Annotated in this window: 17 protein-coding genes; 10 read left to right on the forward strand and 7 right to left on the reverse strand. The window is 67.7% G+C overall.

What is annotated here, in order from left to right:
• Positions 1 to 28 precede the first annotated feature (28 nt).
• The 4 genes from ruvX to pyrC are packed head-to-tail and all read left to right on the forward strand — an operon-like array spanning position 29 to position 3722.
• Positions 29 to 508: a Holliday junction resolvase RuvX gene (ruvX, locus tag O2K97_RS10660; RefSeq protein ID WP_017506485.1), complete on the forward strand. Its 480-nt coding sequence runs from the start codon at positions 29 to 31 to the stop codon at positions 506 to 508.
• Complete coding sequence (locus O2K97_RS10665; RefSeq protein ID WP_269219245.1) at positions 505 to 1428, forward strand: AEC family transporter; 924 nt, start codon at positions 505 to 507, stop codon at positions 1426 to 1428. Before ruvX ends, O2K97_RS10665 begins: the two co-directional genes overlap by 4 nt.
• Before the next feature lie 39 nt (positions 1429 to 1467).
• Positions 1468 to 2451, forward strand: a complete 984-nt coding sequence (locus tag O2K97_RS10670) for an aspartate carbamoyltransferase catalytic subunit (RefSeq protein WP_026108614.1) — start codon at positions 1468 to 1470, stop codon at positions 2449 to 2451.
• Entirely contained in the window at positions 2448 to 3722 is a 1275-nt protein-coding gene (gene pyrC / locus O2K97_RS10675; protein WP_269219246.1) for a dihydroorotase, read from the forward strand. The genes O2K97_RS10670 and pyrC overlap by 4 nt, the downstream gene beginning before the upstream one ends.
• Before the next feature lie 9 nt (positions 3723 to 3731).
• On the opposite strand, the gene ubiM is transcribed toward pyrC, so the two are convergent.
• Complete coding sequence (gene ubiM / locus O2K97_RS10680) at positions 3732 to 4913, reverse strand: 5-demethoxyubiquinol-8 5-hydroxylase UbiM (RefSeq protein WP_269219247.1); 1182 nt, start codon at positions 4911 to 4913, stop codon at positions 3732 to 3734.
• 60 nt (positions 4914 to 4973) lie between these two features.
• A complete protein-coding gene (locus tag O2K97_RS10685; RefSeq protein WP_269219248.1) occupies positions 4974 to 5906 on the reverse strand; it encodes a glycerophosphodiester phosphodiesterase family protein in 933 nt (310 codons plus the stop codon).
• Between the two features lie 161 nt (positions 5907 to 6067).
• On the opposite strand from O2K97_RS10685, the gene plsY reads away from it, so the two are divergent.
• Both plsY and dprA read left to right on the forward strand, forming a co-directional pair.
• Positions 6068 to 6688 carry a glycerol-3-phosphate 1-O-acyltransferase PlsY gene (gene plsY / locus O2K97_RS10690; RefSeq protein ID WP_419466121.1) on the forward strand — a complete coding sequence of 207 codons (621 nt, stop codon included), beginning with the start codon at positions 6068 to 6070 and terminating at the stop codon, positions 6686 to 6688.
• Positions 6685 to 7758 (forward strand): DNA-processing protein DprA, encoded by a 1074-nt coding sequence (gene dprA / locus O2K97_RS10695; RefSeq protein WP_269219250.1) that lies wholly within the window; start codon positions 6685 to 6687, stop codon positions 7756 to 7758. The genes plsY and dprA overlap by 4 nt, the downstream gene beginning before the upstream one ends.
• Here dprA and O2K97_RS10700 read toward each other — a convergent pair.
• A complete protein-coding gene (locus O2K97_RS10700) occupies positions 7755 to 7946 on the reverse strand; it encodes a hypothetical protein (protein ID WP_269219251.1) in 192 nt (63 codons plus the stop codon). The genes dprA and O2K97_RS10700 overlap by 4 nt on opposite strands.
• Before the next feature lie 135 nt (positions 7947 to 8081).
• On the opposite strand from O2K97_RS10700, the gene topA reads away from it, so the two are divergent.
• Positions 8082 to 10694, forward strand: a complete 2613-nt coding sequence (gene topA / locus O2K97_RS10705) for a type I DNA topoisomerase (protein WP_269219252.1) — start codon at positions 8082 to 8084, stop codon at positions 10692 to 10694.
• A gap of 198 nt (positions 10695 to 10892) precedes the next feature.
• Positions 10893 to 12779: a DNA mismatch repair endonuclease MutL gene (mutL, locus tag O2K97_RS10710; protein ID WP_269221132.1), complete on the forward strand. Its 1887-nt coding sequence runs from the start codon at positions 10893 to 10895 to the stop codon at positions 12777 to 12779.
• 24 nt (positions 12780 to 12803) lie between these two features.
• On the opposite strand, the gene O2K97_RS10715 is transcribed toward mutL, so the two are convergent.
• Positions 12804 to 13541 (reverse strand): hypothetical protein, encoded by a 738-nt coding sequence (locus O2K97_RS10715; RefSeq protein ID WP_269219253.1) that lies wholly within the window; start codon positions 13539 to 13541, stop codon positions 12804 to 12806.
• Positions 13528 to 14001 (reverse strand): hypothetical protein, encoded by a 474-nt coding sequence (locus O2K97_RS10720; protein ID WP_205195889.1) that lies wholly within the window; start codon positions 13999 to 14001, stop codon positions 13528 to 13530. Before O2K97_RS10720 ends, O2K97_RS10715 begins: the two co-directional genes overlap by 14 nt.
• A gap of 123 nt (positions 14002 to 14124) precedes the next feature.
• Between O2K97_RS10720 and O2K97_RS10725 the strand changes: the two genes are divergently transcribed.
• Together O2K97_RS10725 and O2K97_RS10730 are read left to right on the forward strand one after the other, a co-directional pair.
• Positions 14125 to 14577 (forward strand): low molecular weight protein-tyrosine-phosphatase, encoded by a 453-nt coding sequence (locus O2K97_RS10725; protein WP_269219254.1) that lies wholly within the window; start codon positions 14125 to 14127, stop codon positions 14575 to 14577.
• 218 nt (positions 14578 to 14795) lie between these two features.
• Entirely contained in the window at positions 14796 to 15248 is a 453-nt protein-coding gene (locus O2K97_RS10730; protein WP_269219255.1) for a hypothetical protein, read from the forward strand.
• A gap of 71 nt (positions 15249 to 15319) precedes the next feature.
• On the opposite strand, the gene rsmD is transcribed toward O2K97_RS10730, so the two are convergent.
• Positions 15320 to 15895, reverse strand: coding sequence for a 16S rRNA (guanine(966)-N(2))-methyltransferase RsmD (rsmD, locus tag O2K97_RS10735; protein ID WP_269219256.1), 576 nt, complete (start codon positions 15893 to 15895; stop codon positions 15320 to 15322).
• A 3-nt stretch (positions 15896 to 15898) separates the two neighbouring features.
• Positions 15899 to 17428, reverse strand: a complete 1530-nt coding sequence (locus O2K97_RS10740; RefSeq protein ID WP_269219257.1) for a pseudouridine synthase — start codon at positions 17426 to 17428, stop codon at positions 15899 to 15901.
• Between the last annotated feature and the right edge of the window lie 3 nt (positions 17429 to 17431).

Here is a 17431-nt window from a genome sequence, read left to right on the forward strand (position 1 = left end):
CGGCCCGCGCCAGTCCTAACCGCAGGCCGTGCCCGTCCTCGACCTCCTCGACCTGCCCGCCGCCTGCCCGCCCGACACGCCGTGGATGGGGTTGGATCTGGGCGAGAAGACCATCGGCGTCGCCGTGTCGGATTCCACCCGCCTGATCGCCTCGCCGCTGGAGCTGATCCGCAAGTCAAAGTTCACGCAGGAAGCCGAACACCTGTTCAAGCTGATGGCGCATCGCAAGGTTTCGGCCCTGGTCATCGGCCTGCCCGCCAACATGGACGGCACGGAAGGCCCGCGCGCCCAGTCGTGCCGCGCCTTCGCCCGCAACCTGGAGCGGCTGCGGCCCGTCAACATCGCCTTCTGGGACGAGCGGCTGTCCACCAGCGCGGTCGAACGTTTCCTGATCGAGGATCTGGACCTGAACCGCAAACGCCGCGCCCAGGTCGTGGACCGCACGGCCGCCGCCTGGATTCTGCAAGGGGCGCTGGATCGGGTTCGGGACCAGGCGACCTGGGTTTGACGGCCCTGATCGCCGGCGTCCTGCCGGTCTTTCTAATGATCGCCCTGGGCTATGGCTTGCGAAAGTCTGGCTTCCTGCCCGACGAGGCCTGGCGGCCGATCGAGAAGCTGTCGATAAACATCTTCTATCCCAGCTTCCTGATCCCCGCGATCTGGCACGCCGACCTCGACGGCGGCGGCGCGACCGTGGCGGGCGCGGCGGCGGTGGGCGCGACGCTGATCGTGGCGGCGGCGACGCTGGCGGCCAAGCCCCTGATCACCCTGGACGGCCCGGCCTACACCAGCGTCTTTCAGGGCGTGATCCGCTGGAACAGCTTCGTCTTCGTGCCGGTGATCCAGTCGGTCTATGGCTCCGAAGGCACAGCGCTGGCCGCCGTCGCCATCGCCTTCATCATTCCCGTCACCAACATCGCCTGCGTCGCCGTGCTGGCGAAATGGGGTTCGCTGCGGCGCGAGCCGTCGGTCGTCGGCCTGATCAAGTCGATGCTGGCCAATCCGATCCTGCTGGCCTGCCTGATCGGCCTGGCGCTGAACCTGTTGCGCGTGCCGCTGATCCCCGGCCTATCGGATGCGATGGACCTGCTGGGCGCCGCCGCCCTGCCCCTGGGCCTGATCGTCGCCGGGGCGGGTCTGTCCTTCGCCGAGGTCAAACGCCGCCGCACCACCATCGCCGCCGTCAGCCTGGTCAAGCTCGGCGTCATGCCGCCGCTGATGTGGTTCATCGCCTGGGCCCTGGGCGGCGACAGCCTGGCGCAGGGCATCGCACTGATCTGCGGCGCCGCGCCCGGCTCGGCCGCCTCCTACATCCTGGCGCGTCAGATGGGCGGCGACGCGCCCCTGATCGCCGGCGTCATCGCCCTGACCACCGTGGGCAGCGCCGTGGTCATTCCCATCCTGCTGGCCCTGTTCCACTTCACCTGACTGGCGTTCAGGGCGAGTCACGCCTATAGCCGCGTCTCGATGACCCAGCCCGCTCAAGTCACCGATCAGACCATCCGCGACCGGCTGGTTCCGTTCCCCAAACCGCACTTCCTGGCCGCATCGGACCTCGATCCGTATGTGACGCCGCAGTTGCTGGACCTGGGCGACGCCTTCGTGGACTTCAATCGCCAGTCGTCCAAGGCCCTGGACCTGCTGCACGGCCGCACGGTCGTGAACCTGTTCTTCGAGAACTCGACCCGCACAAGCTCCTCGTTCGAGATCGCCGCCAAGCGGCTGGGCGCCGACGTCGTGACCATGCCGGTCGCCGCCTCCTCGGTGAAGAAGGGCGAGACCCTGATCGACACGGCGGTCACCCTGAACGCCATGAAGCCCGACATCCTGGTCATCCGCCACTCGGCCTCGGGCGCGGCGGAGCTGCTGAGCCAGAAGGTCGGCTGCGCCGTCGTCAACGCCGGCGACGGCCGCCACGAACACCCGACCCAGGCCTTGCTGGATTTGCTGTCCATGCGCCGCGCATTCGGCGATGTGACCAGCCTGACCGTCGCCATCTGCGGCGACATCACTCACAGCCGCGTGGCCCGCTCCAATGTCGCTTTGCTGCAGATGATGGGCGCGCGCGTGCGCCTGATCGGCCCGCCGACCCTGGTGCCCGGCGACGCCGACCGCTGGGGCTGCGAGGTCTTCCACGACATGCGCGAGGGTCTGAAAGGCTGCGATGTGGTCATGATGCTGCGCCTGCAGCTGGAGCGGATGGCCGGCGCCCTGGTCCCCTCGACCCGCGAATATTTCCGCTTCTGGGGCTTGGATCGCGAGAAGCTGGCCTGGGCCAATCCCGGCGCCCGGGTGATGCACCCCGGGCCCATGAACCGTGGCGTCGAGATCGATTCCGACGTGGCCGACGACCTGGACGTCTCCCTGATCCAGGATCAGGTCGAGATGGGCGTCGCCGCCCGCATGGCCGTGCTGGCGTCGCTCTCCGCCCGTTGGGGAGACGCCCGATGACCACCGTCGCCATCATCAACGCCCGCCTGCTGGACCCCGCTACGGACTATGACGGCCCCGGCGGCCTGCTGATCCAGGACGGTCACATCAGCCGCGTCATCCACGGCCCGACGCCGGACCTGGCGGCGGATCAGATCATCGACGCCGACGGTCTGTGCCTCGCGCCCGGCCTGATCGACATTCGGGTCAAGACCGGCGAACCCGGCGCCGAGCCCAAGGAGACGCTGAAGTCCGCCAGCCTGGCCGCCGCCGCCGGGGGCGTGACGACCATCGTGGTCCAGCCCGACACCGATCCCGCCGTCGATGACCCCGCCATGATCGACTTTATCCAGCGACGCGGCGCAGCGCTGAACCTGGTCAACGTCCGCGCCGCCGGCGCCGCGACCAAAGCCCTGGACGGTCAGCGCATGGCCGAGATCGGCCTGATGGACGAGGCGGGCGCTCTGTATTTCACCGACGGCGACAAGATCATCGTCAACAGCCGCACCCTGCAACGGGTGATGAGCTACGCCGCCGCCTTCAACGCCCTGATCGCCTGCCGCCCGGCCGACCCCTGGCTGACGGAAGGCGCGGTCGCCGCCTCCGGCGAACTGGCCACGCGCCTGGGCCTTTCCGGCAGCCCCGCCATCGCCGAGCGGATCGGGCTAGAGCGCGACCTGGCCCTGGTCGAACAGACCGGCGCGCGGTTCCTGGTGGATCAGATTTCGACCGAGGGCGCCCTGGACACCCTGGCCCGCGCTCGCGCCAAGGGGCTGGAGGTCGCCGTCAGCGTCTCGATCAACCACCTGTGCTTCAACGAAGTGGACATCGGCGATTACCGCACCTTCTATCGGCTGGACCCGCCGCTGCGCTCTGAAGCCGACCGCCAGGCCCTGATCGAGGCTGTGCGGGAGGGCCTGATCGACGTCATCACCTCCGCTCACGCCCCGGCCCCCGCCGAGGACAAGCGCCGCCCGTTCGCCGAGGCCGCGCCCGGCGCGATCGGCCTAGAGACCCTGCTCCCCGCCGCCCTGACCCTGCACCACGAAGACGGTCTGGATTTGCTCGACGTGTTGCGCCCGCTGACCCAGGGCCCCGCCGCCCTGCTCGGCCTCGACGCGGGCGTCCTGGCCGAGGGCGCGCCGGCCGACGTCATCCTGTTCGATGCCGGGGCCCCCGTCATCATCGACGCCGACGCCCTTCACTCCAAATCCAAGAACTCACCCTTCGACGGCCGCCGGCTTCAGGGCAAGCTGATCGGAACCTGGGTGGGTGGTCGCAAGGTTCACTGACGCCAGGCGTCACGCCGTCAGCATCCGCTTCACCACCGCCTTGAACGGCGCGGTCGCCTGACCGGCGCGCAGCATCGCGCCGCGCGCCAGTCGAGCCGGCGGCGTCTCCTGGGTAAACAGGCGCACCAGAGCGTTCGTGCCCTGATAAAGCGGCCAGCTGGCCAGTCGATGTTCATGCTGGTAGCGCGCCAGCAGACGGCCCGAACCTATGTCTTCCCCTCGCGCACCCCGCACCACCTTGGCCAGCGTCTCCTGCCCGCGCAGACCCAGGTTGAAGCCATGGGCGGTGACCGGGTGCATGCCCACCGCCGCATCACCGATCAGGGCGAAGCCCTCGCCTGCGAACCGATTGCTCCAGGTCGTGGCCAGCGGATAGGCGTGGCGCGCACCCACCAGTTCCAACCCGGTCATCCGCCCCTTCAACCGCCGCTCCATGGACGATGCGAAGGCCTCGGGCGATTGCGCCATCAAGTCCGCAATCGCCGGCGCCGCCAGGGTCATGACCACCGAAGACATCCGCTGCTCAGGGTCCGCGACCGGCAGCAGGGCGATGGTCTGGCCGTGGTCGAACCACTCGGTCGCCACATGGCCGTGCGCCTGATCATGCCGCATCCGGCAGACCATCATCGAACGCCCCAGCCGATTGATCTCGGCCCCCACGCCCAGTCGGTCCCGCATGAAGGAAAACCGCGAATCCGCCGCCACGATCAGATCGGCCCGGATCGTCGTTCCGTCGTCCAGCGTCAGCCGCCCGCGCGGTCTCCGAGGCCCGATCCGACAGTCGGCCACCCGCCGTCCGGCCATCAGATCGACGCCTGCCTGATCCTCAACGACTTCGAACAGCGCCCGCCGGATCAGATGATTGGGGATCAGCACGCCCAAGCGGTCCGCGTCCGCCGCGCCAAAGGTCAGGGCGAAAGGCGAGCCGCCGTCCAGCACCCGCGCCTGCCGCAGGTCCGAAATATCATCGGCCGGGATCCGGTCCCACACACCCATCGTTTTCAAAAGGCGCATCGAATGGTGCGTCAGCGCGATCTCGCGTCCGTCGAAGGCCGGATCGCGCAGGCTCGTCTCTGCCTGCCCCTCGATCAGGACCACGGACAGCCCGGCTCCCGCCAGCGATCGGACGAAGGCCAGGCCCGCCGGTCCGGCCCCGATCATGGCGATATCGAACGTCAGATCCTGGCTCATTGGCGCGCTTCTGCCCGATCGCAACGCCCCCGCCCTTGATGCAGCGCAAACCCCGGCAAGTCAGCGCAGGCGAGGACAGGTCGCGGCCTTGGCCACCTCGGCGCCGAGCACCGATTTGACGGCCAGCGGCGTGTCGGTGGCGATCACGGTGACGCCCTGGCGCACCAGATCGCGGTATTCCGAGACGTCCCCGTCGGCGGCGTAGCGGTCGTCGCGGCGCACGCCCTCGGCGCCCAACGTGCCGAACTGAACCTCGACGCCGGCCTCGCGCAAGGCGCGCCACAGCGCCGGACGCTCCTCGCGCGTGCCGGTCCAGGCCAGGATCTGCGCCGGGTTCAGCCCGCTCAGATCGTCCACACCGCCCAGCCCGGCCGAGATCATCATCTCCGGCGCCATGGCCGCCACCACCCGCGCATCGGCGTCATTATAGGTGATCAGGATTACCCGGTTTCCGGCCCGTGACCGTCGCACCTGATCGATCACCGCCCGCGCCAGATCAACCGTGGTCTCGCCGTCGGCGGGTTTCAGGTCGATGCTGGCGATGGCCCCCACGCGTCCGGCGGCGTCCAACGCCTCGGCCAGCGTCGGCGGCGCGGCGCGCGTCAGAGCGCCGTTCGACGCCTTCAGCCGCGCCTGTTTCACCTGGGCCAGCGTCAGGTCGGCAACCCGCCCGCGTCCCGTCGTCGTTCGGTCCATGGTGTCGTCGTGCATCAGAACCAGCTGCCGGTCCTTGGTCAGGACCGCGTCCAGCTCCAGGATCGCATTGGGGATCGCTCGGCCCGTCGCCTCGATGGCGGCGATGGAATTCTCGGGCTGGTCCAGCGCCGAGACCGCCCGGTGCGCCGAGATCGCAACGCCGCCGTCCCGCACGCAGTCGAAATAGGCCGCCATGGCCGGACCCGACGACGGCGCAGACGCCACCGGCCGCGCCCCGACGCAACCTGACGTCGAAAGCAGCAGCAGGGTCGCGGCGGCGGCGGAAATACGGGTCATGGATCGGCTCCGGAAAGACGCGCGGACCAAACGCTGCGCCGATCATCGGGTCAAGAGGTCGGATCGCCCTTGCTCCCGACCGCCCCGCGACGCATTTTGCCGCAACGACACGCGGGGAGCGAATCAACGTGCAGGATCTAGTGGCCCAAAATTCCGAGACATTGGCTCTCGGGACCTTGGCGCTGGTGGCGCTGGGCGGCTATCTGCTCGGCTCGATTCCGTTCGGCGTGGTGATCACGCGTGCAGCCGGCGCCGGCGACGTCCGCAATATCGGCTCGGGCAATATCGGCGCGACCAATGTCCTTCGCACCGGCCGCAAGGATTTGGCCCTGGCCACCCTGCTGCTGGACGCCGGCAAGGGCGCGGTCGCCCTGCTGATCGCCCGTCATCTGTTCGGCAGCGAGCTGGCCGGCGCCATCGCCGGCGGCGCGGCCTTCCTGGGACATCTGTTTCCCGTCTGGCTGGGCTTCAAGGGCGGCAAGGGCGTCGCCACCTTCTACGGCCTGCTGCTGGCCGCCGCCTGGCCGCTGGGCCTGATGGCGGGGGCGGTCTGGCTGCTCTGCGCCTTCCTGTTCCGCTATTCGTCACTGGCGGCGCTCATCTCATCGGCGACCGCGCCGCTGCTGGCGCTTCTGCCGCTTGCCGTCGTCGGTCTGCCGGTCAGCCTTCCCATCCTCGCCCTGACCGTCTTCGCCGCCGTCCTGATCTGGGTTCGACATCACCAGAACATCGCCCGGCTGCTGAAGGGCGAGGAACCGCGCATCGGGGCCAAGAAGGCGTGAGCCTGGACCGGACCGAACGCTTCGCCCGGCTGCGGCTCGCCCGCACCGACCGCATCGGCCCCGTCGCCTTCACCCAACTGATCGGCCGCTACGGCTCGGCCCTCAGTGCGCTGGACGCCCTGCCCGATCTGGTGCGCAAGTCCGGGGCCGCCTCCATTCCCCCGTCCGTCGAGACGGTCGAGCGCGAGATCGCCGCCGGCGACGCCATCGGCGCGCGCCTGCTGGTGCTGGGCGATCCCGACTATCCCGAGATGCTGGCCGCGCTCGATCCGCCGCCGCCGATCCTGTGGACGCGCGGTCGCGTCGATCTGCTGAACCAGCCCTCTGTCGCCATTGTCGGCGCCCGCATCGCCTCGGCGGGGGGGCAGCGGATCGCACGCGGCCTGGCGCAGCAACTCGGTCAGGCCGGTCATGTCGTCGTCTCGGGCATGGCGCGCGGCATCGACGCCGCCGCCCACGAAGGGGCCCTGGCGACCGGGACTCTCGCGGTCCTGGGCGGCGGGGTGAACGACATCTATCCGTCCGAACACGCCGACCTCTACGCCCGCCTGACGGAACAAGGCTGCGTCGTCTCCGAAAGCCCGGTCGGCGCCCGCGCCCAGGCGCGCGACTTTCCACGCCGCAACCGCATCATCTCGGGCCTGTCGCGCGGCGTCGTGGTGGTCGAGGCGGAGGTCCGGTCCGGTTCCCTCATCACGGCCCGTCTCGCCGCCGAACAGGGTCGCGATGTCTTCGCCGTGCCCGGATCGCCGCTGGATCCCCGCGCGCGCGGCCCCAACGAACTGCTGCGTCAGGGCGCCATCCTGTGCGAGGGGATCGAGGATATCGAACGCGCCTTCAACACCCTGCGCACCCTGCGCGAGCCGCCTGCCGATCCGATGCGATTCGACGGCGACATCGACGACGCGTTCCTCGACCGAGTCGCCGCTCTGCTGTCGCCGACCCCGACGCCGCGCGACGAGATCGCCCGCGCCCTGAACGCCCCGGTGTCCCAGGTCGCCGCCGCCCTGCTGGAGCTCAGCCTGACCGGCCGCGCCGACCTCCTGCCCGGCGGCCTGGCTTCGCTCTAGGCCGGCGGATGTACCGCAACGCTCGCCGCCTGTTCCAGCAAGCCGGCCAGGCGCACGTCGCCCTCGTCCCGCGCCAGCCGCGCCATTTCCAGCGCCATGGCGCCGATGTAGTCCCGCGTGGGAAAAGCCGCCGCTTCGATATGCGCCTGGCGATCCGTTTCGCAGGATTGAGGTTGCGCCGTCGCCATGATCGTCTCCGTTGCCAGAAACACAATCTAGCCGGGCTTCATTAAAACGCTACCCTGGGGTGTAAGACGACAGGTGCGATTGACTCACGGCTCCGCTCCAACCACGTTCGCGCCCCTTCCCGAGACCGGACCGTTATGAACCTCGTCATCGTCGAGAGCCCCGCAAAGGCCAAGACCATCAATAAGTATCTGGGCTCGGACTATGAGGTCCTGGCCTCGTACGGCCACGTCCGCGATCTGCCGTCCAAGGATGGCTCGGTCCTGCCCGACGACGACTTCTCCATGCATTGGGAGGCCGACGCCAAGGGCGCCAAACGCCTGTCCGAAATCGCCGCGGCCGCCAAGCGCGCCGACCGCGTCATCCTGGCGACCGACCCCGACCGCGAAGGGGAAGCCATCAGCTGGCACGTGCTAGAGGTGCTGAACAAGAAGAAGGCGCTGAAGGACACAGACGTCCAGCGCGTCACCTTCAACGCCATCACCAAATCCGCCGTGCTCGAGGCCATGGCCAATCCGCGCCAGATCGACATGGAACTGGTCGAGGCCTATCTGGCGCGCCGCGCGCTGGACTACCTCGTCGGCTTCACCCTCTCGCCGGTCCTGTGGCGCAAGCTGCCGGGCGCCCGCTCGGCCGGCCGCGTCCAGTCGGTGGCGCTGCGCATCGTCGTCGATCGCGAGATGGAGATCGAGAAGTTCAAGGCTCAGGAATACTGGTCCATCGAGGCCGATCTGAACGCCGACAGCCCGCCCTTCACCGCCCGCCTGGTCAAGCACGCCGGCAAGCGGATCCAGCGTCTGGACATCAAGGACGAGGCCACGGCTTCCGCCGCCCGCGCGGCCATCGCCGCCGGCGACTTCACCATCAATGCGGTGGAGAAGAAGCCCGTCCGTCGCAATCCGGCCCCGCCCTTCACCACCTCGACCCTGCAACAGGAGGCGGCGCGCAAGCTCGGCTTCTCGGCCCAGCGCACCATGCAGGCGGCGCAGAAACTGTATGAGGGCGTCGACGAGACCGGCGGCCTGATCACCTATATGCGGACCGACGGCGTCCAGACCACGCCCGAGGGCATCGCCCAGGCGCGCGAGGTCATCAGTCAAGCGTTCGGCCCGGCCTTCGTCCCGCAAGAACCGCGCTATTACAAGACCAAGGCCAAGAATGCTCAGGAAGCGCACGAAGCGATCCGGCCGACCAACATCGCCCGGCATCCCGACAGCCTGCGCCTCGAATCCGATCTTCAGCGCCTCTATGAGCTGATCTGGAAGCGGATGGTCGCCTCGCAGATGGAGGCGGCCCGCATGGACCGCACCACCGTCGACATCGAGACCGCCGACGGCCAGACGGGTCTGCGCGCCACCGGCCAGGTCGTGACCTTCGACGGCTTCCTCGCCGTCTATGAGGAAGGCCGCGACGAAAAGCAGAAGGGCGCCGAAGAGGACGAAAGCGACGACACGAGCCGCCTGCCCGCCCTGAAGGAAGGCGCCAAGGCCAAGGTCGACGCCATCCGCGCCGACCAGCATTTCACCGAACCGCCTCCGCGCTATTCGGAAGCCACCCTGGTCAAGAAGCTGGAAGAGCTGGGCATCGGCCGCCCCTCGACCTACGCCTCGACCCTATCGACCCTGCGCGACCGCGAATACGTCCGCGTCGACAAGAACCGCTTCTATCCCGAGGACAAGGGACGGCTGGTCACGGCCTTCCTGGAGCGGTTCTTCAAGAAGTGGGTCGAATACGACTTCACCGCAGCGCTGGAGACCCAGCTCGATGAGGTCTCGGCCGGTCAGTTGGACTGGAAGGTGCTGCTGCGCAACTTCTGGCAGGACTTCCACGCCGCGACGCAAGCCGCCGGCGAGCTGCGCACCACGGCGATCCTGGACGCCCTGAACGAAAGCCTCGGCGCCCACATCTTCCCGGACAAGGGCGATGGGACCGATCCGCGTGAGTGCCCCCTGTGCCACCAGGGCCAGCTCAGCCTGAAGACCAGCCGCTTCGGCGCTTTCATCGGCTGCGATCGCTATCCCGAGTGCAAATACACCCGCCCTGTCGCCAGCCCGTCGGCGGAGGACGGCTCGGCCGAGAGCGGCGACCGCGAACTGGGCGTCGATCCGGAAACGGGCCAGCCGGTCCAGCTCAAGATCGGCCGCTTCGGCCCCTACGTCGAAATCACCCCGCCCGAGGGCGACAAGCCCAAACGCTCGTCCCTGCCCAAGGGCTGGTCGCCGGCCTCTCTGACGCTGGATCAGGCCCTGCGTCTTTTGGCCCTGCCGCGCGAGGTCGGGGTCCACCCCGAGGACGGCAAGATGATCACGGCGGGCCTGGGCCGTTACGGACCCTTCGTCCTGCACGCCGGCACCTACGCCAATGTGTCTGACATCGACGAGGTGTTCGAGGTCGGCCTGAACCGCGCCGTCGCCCTGCTGGCCGAGAAGCGCGCCGGTCGTCCCGGTCGCGGCGCGGCGACGGCGCCGCTCAAGGACCTGGGCGCCCACCCGGAAACGGGCGAGCCGATCCACGTCATGGCCGGCCGCTTCGGCCCCTACGTCAAGTCCGGCAAGATCAACGCCACCCTGCCGAAAGGCACTGCGCCCGAAGACCTGACCCTGGAAGACGCCCTGCCACTGCTGGCCGCCAAGGCCGGCGCCGCGCCCAAGAAGAAGGCGCCCGCCAAGAAGGCCGCCGCCCCGAAAAAGGCCGCCGCCAAGAAGACGGCCGCCAAGAAGGCTCCGGCGAAGAAGAAGACGACCGAGTAATCCCTTCTCCCCTCGTGGGAGAAGGTGGCTCGCGGAGCGAGACGGATGAGGGGGCTGCCAGACGCAGTCTCCCTCTCACCGGTCCGAGAAGGACAGATACCCCTCATCCGAGGCCTGCGTCCCCCCCTTCTCCCCCAGGGGGAGAAGGACGCCTGACGCATGGCGCGAATCCCCCCCGCGCCCTATCTTCGCCTGCTCATGCCCATCCGCCGCCTTTCCCCCGAAACCGTCAACCGCATCGCCGCCGGCGAGGTGGTCGAGCGGCCGGCCAGCGCCATCAAGGAACTGGTCGAGAACGCCCTGGACGCCGGCGGCCGCAATATCGAGATCCAGGCCGACGGCGGCGGCCTGTCGCGCATCCTGATCGCCGACGACGGCAAGGGCATTCCGCGCGAGGAACTGCCGCTGGCCATCGAACGCCACGCCACGTCCAAGCTTGAGCCCGACGACGCCGGCGACGTGGACCTGCTGCGCATCCACACCCTGGGCTTCCGGGGCGAGGCCCTGCCCTCCATCGGCTCAGTGGCCCGCCTGTCGATCACCACCCGATCACGTGACGAAACCGACGCCTGGGCCATCACGGTCGAGGGCGGCGAGACCCGCCCCCTGGCCCCCGCCCCCTTCCCCGGTCCGCACGGCGCGCGGGTCGAGGTGCGCGACCTCTTCTACGCCACCCCCGCCCGGCTCAAGTTCATGAAGTCCGAGCGGGCCGAGGCCATGGCCATCTCCGAAGAGATCAAGCGCCAGGCCATGGCGCACGAGGCCGTCGCCTTCACCCTGTCGCTGGACGGCAAGGTCACGCTGCGCCTGCCCGCCGAACATCCGGGCGACGAAGGCCGTCTGAAGCGGCTGTCTGCCCTCTTGGGTCGCGACTTCGAGGCCAACGCCCTGCTGATCGATCAGGAGCGGGACGGCGTGCGCCTGTCGGGCTATGCGGGCCTGCCGACCTATTCGCGCGGCAATGCGGCGCATCAGTATCTGTTCGTCAACGGCCGCCCGGTGAAGGACCGGCTGCTGCAAGGGGCCCTGCGCGGGGCCTACGCCGACTTCCTGGCGCGCGACCGGCACCCGGCCGCCGTCCTCTTCCTCGACATCGATCCGCTCTATGTCGACGTCAACGTCCACCCCGCCAAAGCCGAGGTCCGGTTCCGCGATCCGGCCCTGGTGCGCGGGCTGATCGTCGGCGCCCTGCGGCACGCGCTCCACGCCGCCGGCCACCGCGCCAGCACAACCGTTGCCGCCGACGCCCTTTCCGGCTTCCAGCCCCACACCGGCGTGACGCACAGTGGCGAGTGGCGAGGGACGAGTGCCGAGGGCTGGTCCGGATGGGCCGGTTGGAACGCGCCGGCTTCACAGACCGCCCAGGTCCTGCCCGGCCTCAACGAACGCAGCGCCCGCGTCGAACCGTCGTGGGACGGTCCCACATGGCCGTCGCAACCCGCCCAAAACAGCGACCTCGCCACTGGCCATTCACCACTCGCCACTCAGCCTCACGACCCCCTCGACTACCCCCTGGGCACCGCGCGGGGTCAGCTCCACGCCAACTATATCGTCGCCCAGACCCGCGATGGTTTGGTCATCGTCGATCAGCACGCGGCGCACGAGCGGCTGGTCTATGAGCGGATGAAGGCCCAGATGGCCGAGGGAGCCGTGACCCGCCAGGCCCTGCTGACGCCCGAGGTTGTCGATCTGGATCCTGCAGAGGCCGAACGCGTCGCCGGCCGAGCCGAGGAACTGGCCGAGATGGGCCTGATCGTCGAGGCCTTCGGCGCCGGCGCCGTCCTGGTGCGCGAGACCCCGGCCATGCTGGGCGACACGGACGTGCAAGGGTTGATCCGCGACATCGCCGACGATCTGTCCGAACACGGCCAGGCTCTGTCGCTCAAGGAACGCCTCGCCGCCATCTGCGGCACCATGGCCTGCCACGGCAGCGTCCGCTCAGGCCGCGTCCTCTCGGCGCCGGAGATGAACGCCCTTCTCCGCCAGATGGAAGCCACCCCCCACTCCGGCCAATGCAACCACGGCCGCCCGACCTATGTGGAGCTGAAGCTGCACGACCTGGAGAAGCTGTTTGGGCGGCGGTGAATTTGCCGCCTCTATTATAACCGATTAAGAACCGGGGTTGAAAACCTCAAAGACATTTTGCAACAACGCTTCGACGTGTGCTGCAGCCTCGTTCTGCCCAACCTTTAGACTATTCGGATGGCCACATCCATTTCGAAGGGTCAACGCTTGTTCCAATCGTTGCTTCCTGTTTTTCCCGATCATGGAGATGCCCATGATGCGGTTTAGGAAATCTCCTTCATTCATCGCGCCTATTTCGTCGGCGTTTTTCGCATCTTTCCATTTCAGGTTAACTTTCCGAGCCTCAGCATTAAATGCAGCTAGGTGGTTTGCGACAACTTCTTTTTTCAGAACATCCACGGCAGCAAGCCAAGCCATTACAATGGCAGAACGAAACAGCCTTGCCTCGTAGCATTTAATTGCTTCTTCAACGAAGGAGCGAGTATCGGTATCTTTGACATTCACTAGGTGTTTTCGGAGATCTAGCGCCACTTGGGTAGCAGCGGGACTCGCCGAATCTAGACCTATCGACTGCAACCGAGCTTTGCCTTTCTCAGCAATTTCATGACCACCCAACATCTGAAGCGACATCCCCTTCCCCCTCGCCAAGATGTCTGACACGTTCCACTTGTCGATATTACATCCTAAAGAACGCGCCTTGGCCTTGATCTCCGTAACCCCCATCGGCTTCTCAAACACGGAAAGCACAAGCAAAATCTTGTCAATCCGCTGTAAGCCATCCTTCTGAAGCCATACCTTCAGCTGATCATCACTCAGCAACAAGACGGCCCTTCAGCGATGATTGTTCAGACGCTGACAACGAAAATTCGCTGTTAGATAGCTCATTAATTCGTCCCGCAGAAACTAGACTTGCAATCATTTTGCTTAGATTTCCGCCCATGTTTGCTTTATAATAGCTTTTCGCAGCCTTCATGGCTTCGTGCAATTCTTGCCTCTTGAAGCTTTCTTGCGAGTTTACGAACTGAAGATATGCTGCGGCAGACACAAGTAAATCTGGTCCTGAAGCGGCGCCTAACTTGGCGGCAATAGTATTTGGAGAAAAATTTAGCGTCAAATCGCCGCCCGTGGGAATGTCGGGCGAATGCAAGGTTGAGGCGGACGGTGCGTCGAATGCAGCGGCTGGGGTCACTCCCACTAGGCTTTCCAGATGGCTGAAAAGGTCCTTGATGCCCTCGAAATCGAACTGCGCATCGCCTTCGTACTCGAATTCGATGTGACCCATCTTTATCTTAAGTTTTGAAGACATTTTCCCTCCGGTTGCGACCACACTACCAGTCGCTGCGGAAATTCCAATGGTGGCGCTTAGGCGATTGCATCACCTGACGGCGTAGCGGAGTTCTGAGCCATGCCCTCCATCCTCTTCGTCTGCCTCGGCAACATCTGTCGCTCGCCCCTCGCCGAGGCCGCCCTGCGCGCCGAGGCGGAGCGGCTCCGGCTCGACCTGATCGTCGATTCCGCCGGGACCGGGGACTGGCATGCGGGCGAACCGCCGGACCCGAGGGCGCAGGCGACGGCGCGGCGGCATGGGGTCGAGATTTCGGGGTTGAAGGCGCGGCAGGTGACGCAGGCCGATTTCCGCCGCTTCACCCATGTCATCGCCCTGGACCACGAGAACCTGAAAAACCTGCGCCGCCTGCGGCCCGACGACGCGACCGCCGAGCTCAGCCTGCTGCTCGACCACGTCCCCGGCCGCGAAGGTCAGGCCGTCGCCGACCCCTATTTCGGCGACGACGACGGGTTCGAGATCACCTGGGCCGAGGTGACGGCGGCGGCGAAGGGCTTGGTCGAAAATTTGTAACCCTCTCCCGTTGGGAGAGGGCTTGAGGCTCGCAGAGCGCAGCGATGCGCCAGCCGAAAGGGTGAGGGTCGGCTGCTTTAGTTCTTCCCTTGCGACGGCTGACGCCGACGGATGGGCCCAACCCTCATCCGGCCCTTCGGGCCACCTTCTCCCAATGGGAGAAGGAAGGGAGATTCCCACGTCCGCATGTGACGTAGCGCCGGTCTATGGCTGGGATCATGACCGAGCTCTATCGCATCCGTGAAGCCGCCGTCTGGGCCCAGGCCCGCACCGACTATCTGTCGGGTCTCAGCGCCGAGGCCGTGTGTCGCCGCCACGATCTGGGCCTGTCCGCGTTTCGCCGCCGCGCCCGCAAATACGGCTGGCGGCGCAGCGATCAGGTCAACCCGCCACCCGACGAGCTGGATTTGAACCTCTATTCCGACCTGGACATGGACGATCTGGCCCGCACCGCGCGCCTGCGCTTCGCCGAGGCGGTCGAGGGCGGGCGCGCGTCGGACGCCCGCCGCTGGCGCGCTTTAGCCGACGAACTGCGCCGCGAGGCCCGCGCCTTCGACCGGGACTTCTTCAGGGGCATGAGCCGCGAGGAGGTGGCCGCCTCGCTGGAAGAGATGCGCCTGGAGATCGAGGCGGAGGACGAGGCCCTGCTCGGACCGCCGCCCGAGGACTGAGGCGGTTGCGATCCGCTCGCAAAAATCTGCACGAAAGTGCACTGTAAAAACGCACAGTGCACATTTTCCGCTCAGGCGGCGGGGTCCGCCACCTTCAGAAACAGCACCCGCGCCGCACCGTAATCGCGCGCGTCCAGCCGCTGATAGCCGGGGGTGTCGATCTCCGGCTCGTCCGACCCGCGCTCGAACACCACCAGGGCGCCGGGCTTGAGCCAGTTTCCCTCGATCAGCCGCGCCAGCGTCTGCTCCCCCAACCCCTTGCCGTAGGGCGGGTCCAGAAAGGCCAGGTCGAACGCTTCGGCGATCGGGCCGGGCCGCACGCCCAGGTCCGTCGCGCTCCGGCGATGCACCCGCGTGCGTCCCATCAGCCCATAGGCGTCGGCGTTCTCGCGGATCGCACCGCGCGCCGCGTCGTCCGTCTCGACGAACAGGCAGAAGCCCGCGCCCCGACTGACCGCCTCGAACCCCAGGGCGCCCGAACCGGCGTAAAGGTCGATGACCCGCAAGCCTTGCAGGCTCTGGCCCCAGGCGGCGTGCTCCAGCACGTTGAAGAGGGCCTGGCGCGCGCGGTCCGAGGTCGGGCGCGTACCCTGCCCCTCCGGCGCGACGATGGCCCGGCCCTTCAGGCTTCCGGCGACGATGCGCATGGATCAGCCGCGCGGCGTGCCGGGCTTGCCCCCCGGTCCGCGACCGCTGGTCCCCGACGGTCCCGCCGGTTTGCCGCCGGTGCGGGGCTTGAACTCGCGGCCGGCCGGTCTGGCGTCGCTCTTGGCGCCAAAGCCGCCGCGTCCCGCCGGCTTGCCGCGCCGGTCGTCGATGAACTGGTCGTCGCGCGGTTTGAAGGCGCGCTTTGGCCGGTCCCCGTCTTCACGCGCCGGACGATCGCCGGCGGGCGCGGTGCGTTCGCGCGGCTTGAAGCTCTTGGAATGCTCGAACTTGGGCGCGGCCTTGGCCCAGCCTTCCTTCTTGGGCGGACGCTCGCGGCGCTCGACCGCATCGGCCTGGGCCGTCTCGGCGGCGCGGACGCGGCTGGGTTTCCTCGACGGGTCCGACATGGCCGAACCCGACCGGCCCTTAACGATGGGCGTCGAGACCCGACGACCGGGGATGGGCGCGGGCGTCTCGACCGTATTGCCGGTCGGCAGGTTCTCGGGCCGGATGTATTCGGCCAGCAGCTCGCGGATCACGCGCGGCCCGACCTCTTCCACCGACCCGATCGGCAGGACGTCCAGGCGGAACGGGCCGTAGGCCAGGCGGATCAGCCGGTTGACCGTCAGGCCGACGGACTCCAGCACCTTCCTGACCTCGCGGTTCTTGCCCTCGGTGATCGACACCGAGATCCACAGGTTCGCCGGCGCCTTTCCGTCTTCGGACTTGGACTCCTTGGCCTTGTCCAGCTTGGCCTCGATGGGACCATAGGAGACGCCGTCCACGACCACGCCGTCCTTCAGCGCATCCAGCTGCTCCTGGGTGATCTTGCCCCGCGCCCGCGCCCGGTACTGACGCACCAGCGAGGTCGAAGGCAGCTCCAGCGCCCGGCTCAGCTCGCCGTCGTTGGTCAGCAGCAGCAGGCCTTCGGTCGCCAGGTCCAGCCGTCCGACCGAAATCACGCGCGGCAGGCCGGCCGGCAGGGCGTCGAACACCGTCGGTCGTCCCGTCGGATCGCTGTGGCTGGTCAACAGGCCCGCCGGCTTGTGATAGCGCCAGACCCGCGTCGCCTGGGTCGAACCGATGGGCTTGCCGTCCACGGTGATCACGTCGTCGCGCGTCACCAGGGTCGCGGGCGTATCCAGGATGCGGCCGTTGACCGCCACCTTGCCCAGACCGATCAGACGCTCGACCTCGCGACGCGAGGCGATGCCGGCTCGGGCCATGGTCTTGGCGATTCGCTCGGCGCGCAGGGGCGTGTCCGGCGTCTTGGACTTGCTGTCCTTGCCGCCCCCATCGCTGCGCGACTTGTCGGTGCGGGGCCGGTCGCCGCGGGGCTTGTCGCTGCGGGGGCGGTCGGCCTTGTCGCCGAACCGCTTGGCGCCGTCTTCGCGAGGGCCGCGCGGCTTGTCGCCGAATGATCTCGTCCCGTCGCCGCTCTTGCGGGGACCGGAGGATTTAAAGGGCCGGGGCGACCGTTCGTCTTGACGGGCGCGGGGCTTCTTGTCGTTGTCGTCTGTATGGCGGACCATGAT

It is taken from the genome of Brevundimonas vesicularis, assembly GCF_027105095.1.
In the GTDB taxonomy this organism is placed as follows: domain Bacteria; phylum Pseudomonadota; class Alphaproteobacteria; order Caulobacterales; family Caulobacteraceae; genus Brevundimonas; species Brevundimonas vesicularis_E.

What these genes read in the sequence shown, in the direction of transcription:
- O2K97_RS10670 (WP_026108614.1), top strand. Translation starts at nt 1,468, where the DNA reads ATGACCCAGCCCGCTCAAGTCACCGATCAGACCATCCGCGACCGGCTG.
- pyrC (WP_269219246.1), top strand. Translation starts at nt 2,448, where the DNA reads ATGACCACCGTCGCCATCATCAACGCCCGCCTGCTGGACCCCGCTACG.
- ubiM (WP_269219247.1), bottom strand. Translation starts at nt 4,913, where the DNA reads ATGAGCCAGGATCTGACGTTCGATATCGCCATGATCGGGGCCGGACCG.
- O2K97_RS10685 (WP_269219248.1), bottom strand. Translation starts at nt 5,906, where the DNA reads ATGACCCGTATTTCCGCCGCCGCCGCGACCCTGCTGCTGCTTTCGACG.
- O2K97_RS10700 (WP_269219251.1), bottom strand. Translation starts at nt 7,946, where the DNA reads ATGGCGACGGCGCAACCTCAATCCTGCGAAACGGATCGCCAGGCGCAT.
- topA (WP_269219252.1), top strand. Translation starts at nt 8,082, where the DNA reads ATGAACCTCGTCATCGTCGAGAGCCCCGCAAAGGCCAAGACCATCAAT.
- mutL (WP_269221132.1), top strand. Translation starts at nt 10,893, where the DNA reads ATGCCCATCCGCCGCCTTTCCCCCGAAACCGTCAACCGCATCGCCGCC.
- O2K97_RS10720 (WP_205195889.1), bottom strand. Translation starts at nt 14,001, where the DNA reads ATGGGTCACATCGAATTCGAGTACGAAGGCGATGCGCAGTTCGATTTC.
- O2K97_RS10725 (WP_269219254.1), top strand. Translation starts at nt 14,125, where the DNA reads ATGCCCTCCATCCTCTTCGTCTGCCTCGGCAACATCTGTCGCTCGCCC.
- O2K97_RS10730 (WP_269219255.1), top strand. Translation starts at nt 14,796, where the DNA reads ATGACCGAGCTCTATCGCATCCGTGAAGCCGCCGTCTGGGCCCAGGCC.
- rsmD (WP_269219256.1), bottom strand. Translation starts at nt 15,895, where the DNA reads ATGCGCATCGTCGCCGGAAGCCTGAAGGGCCGGGCCATCGTCGCGCCG.
- O2K97_RS10740 (WP_269219257.1), bottom strand. Translation starts at nt 17,428, where the DNA reads ATGGTCCGCCATACAGACGACAACGACAAGAAGCCCCGCGCCCGTCAA.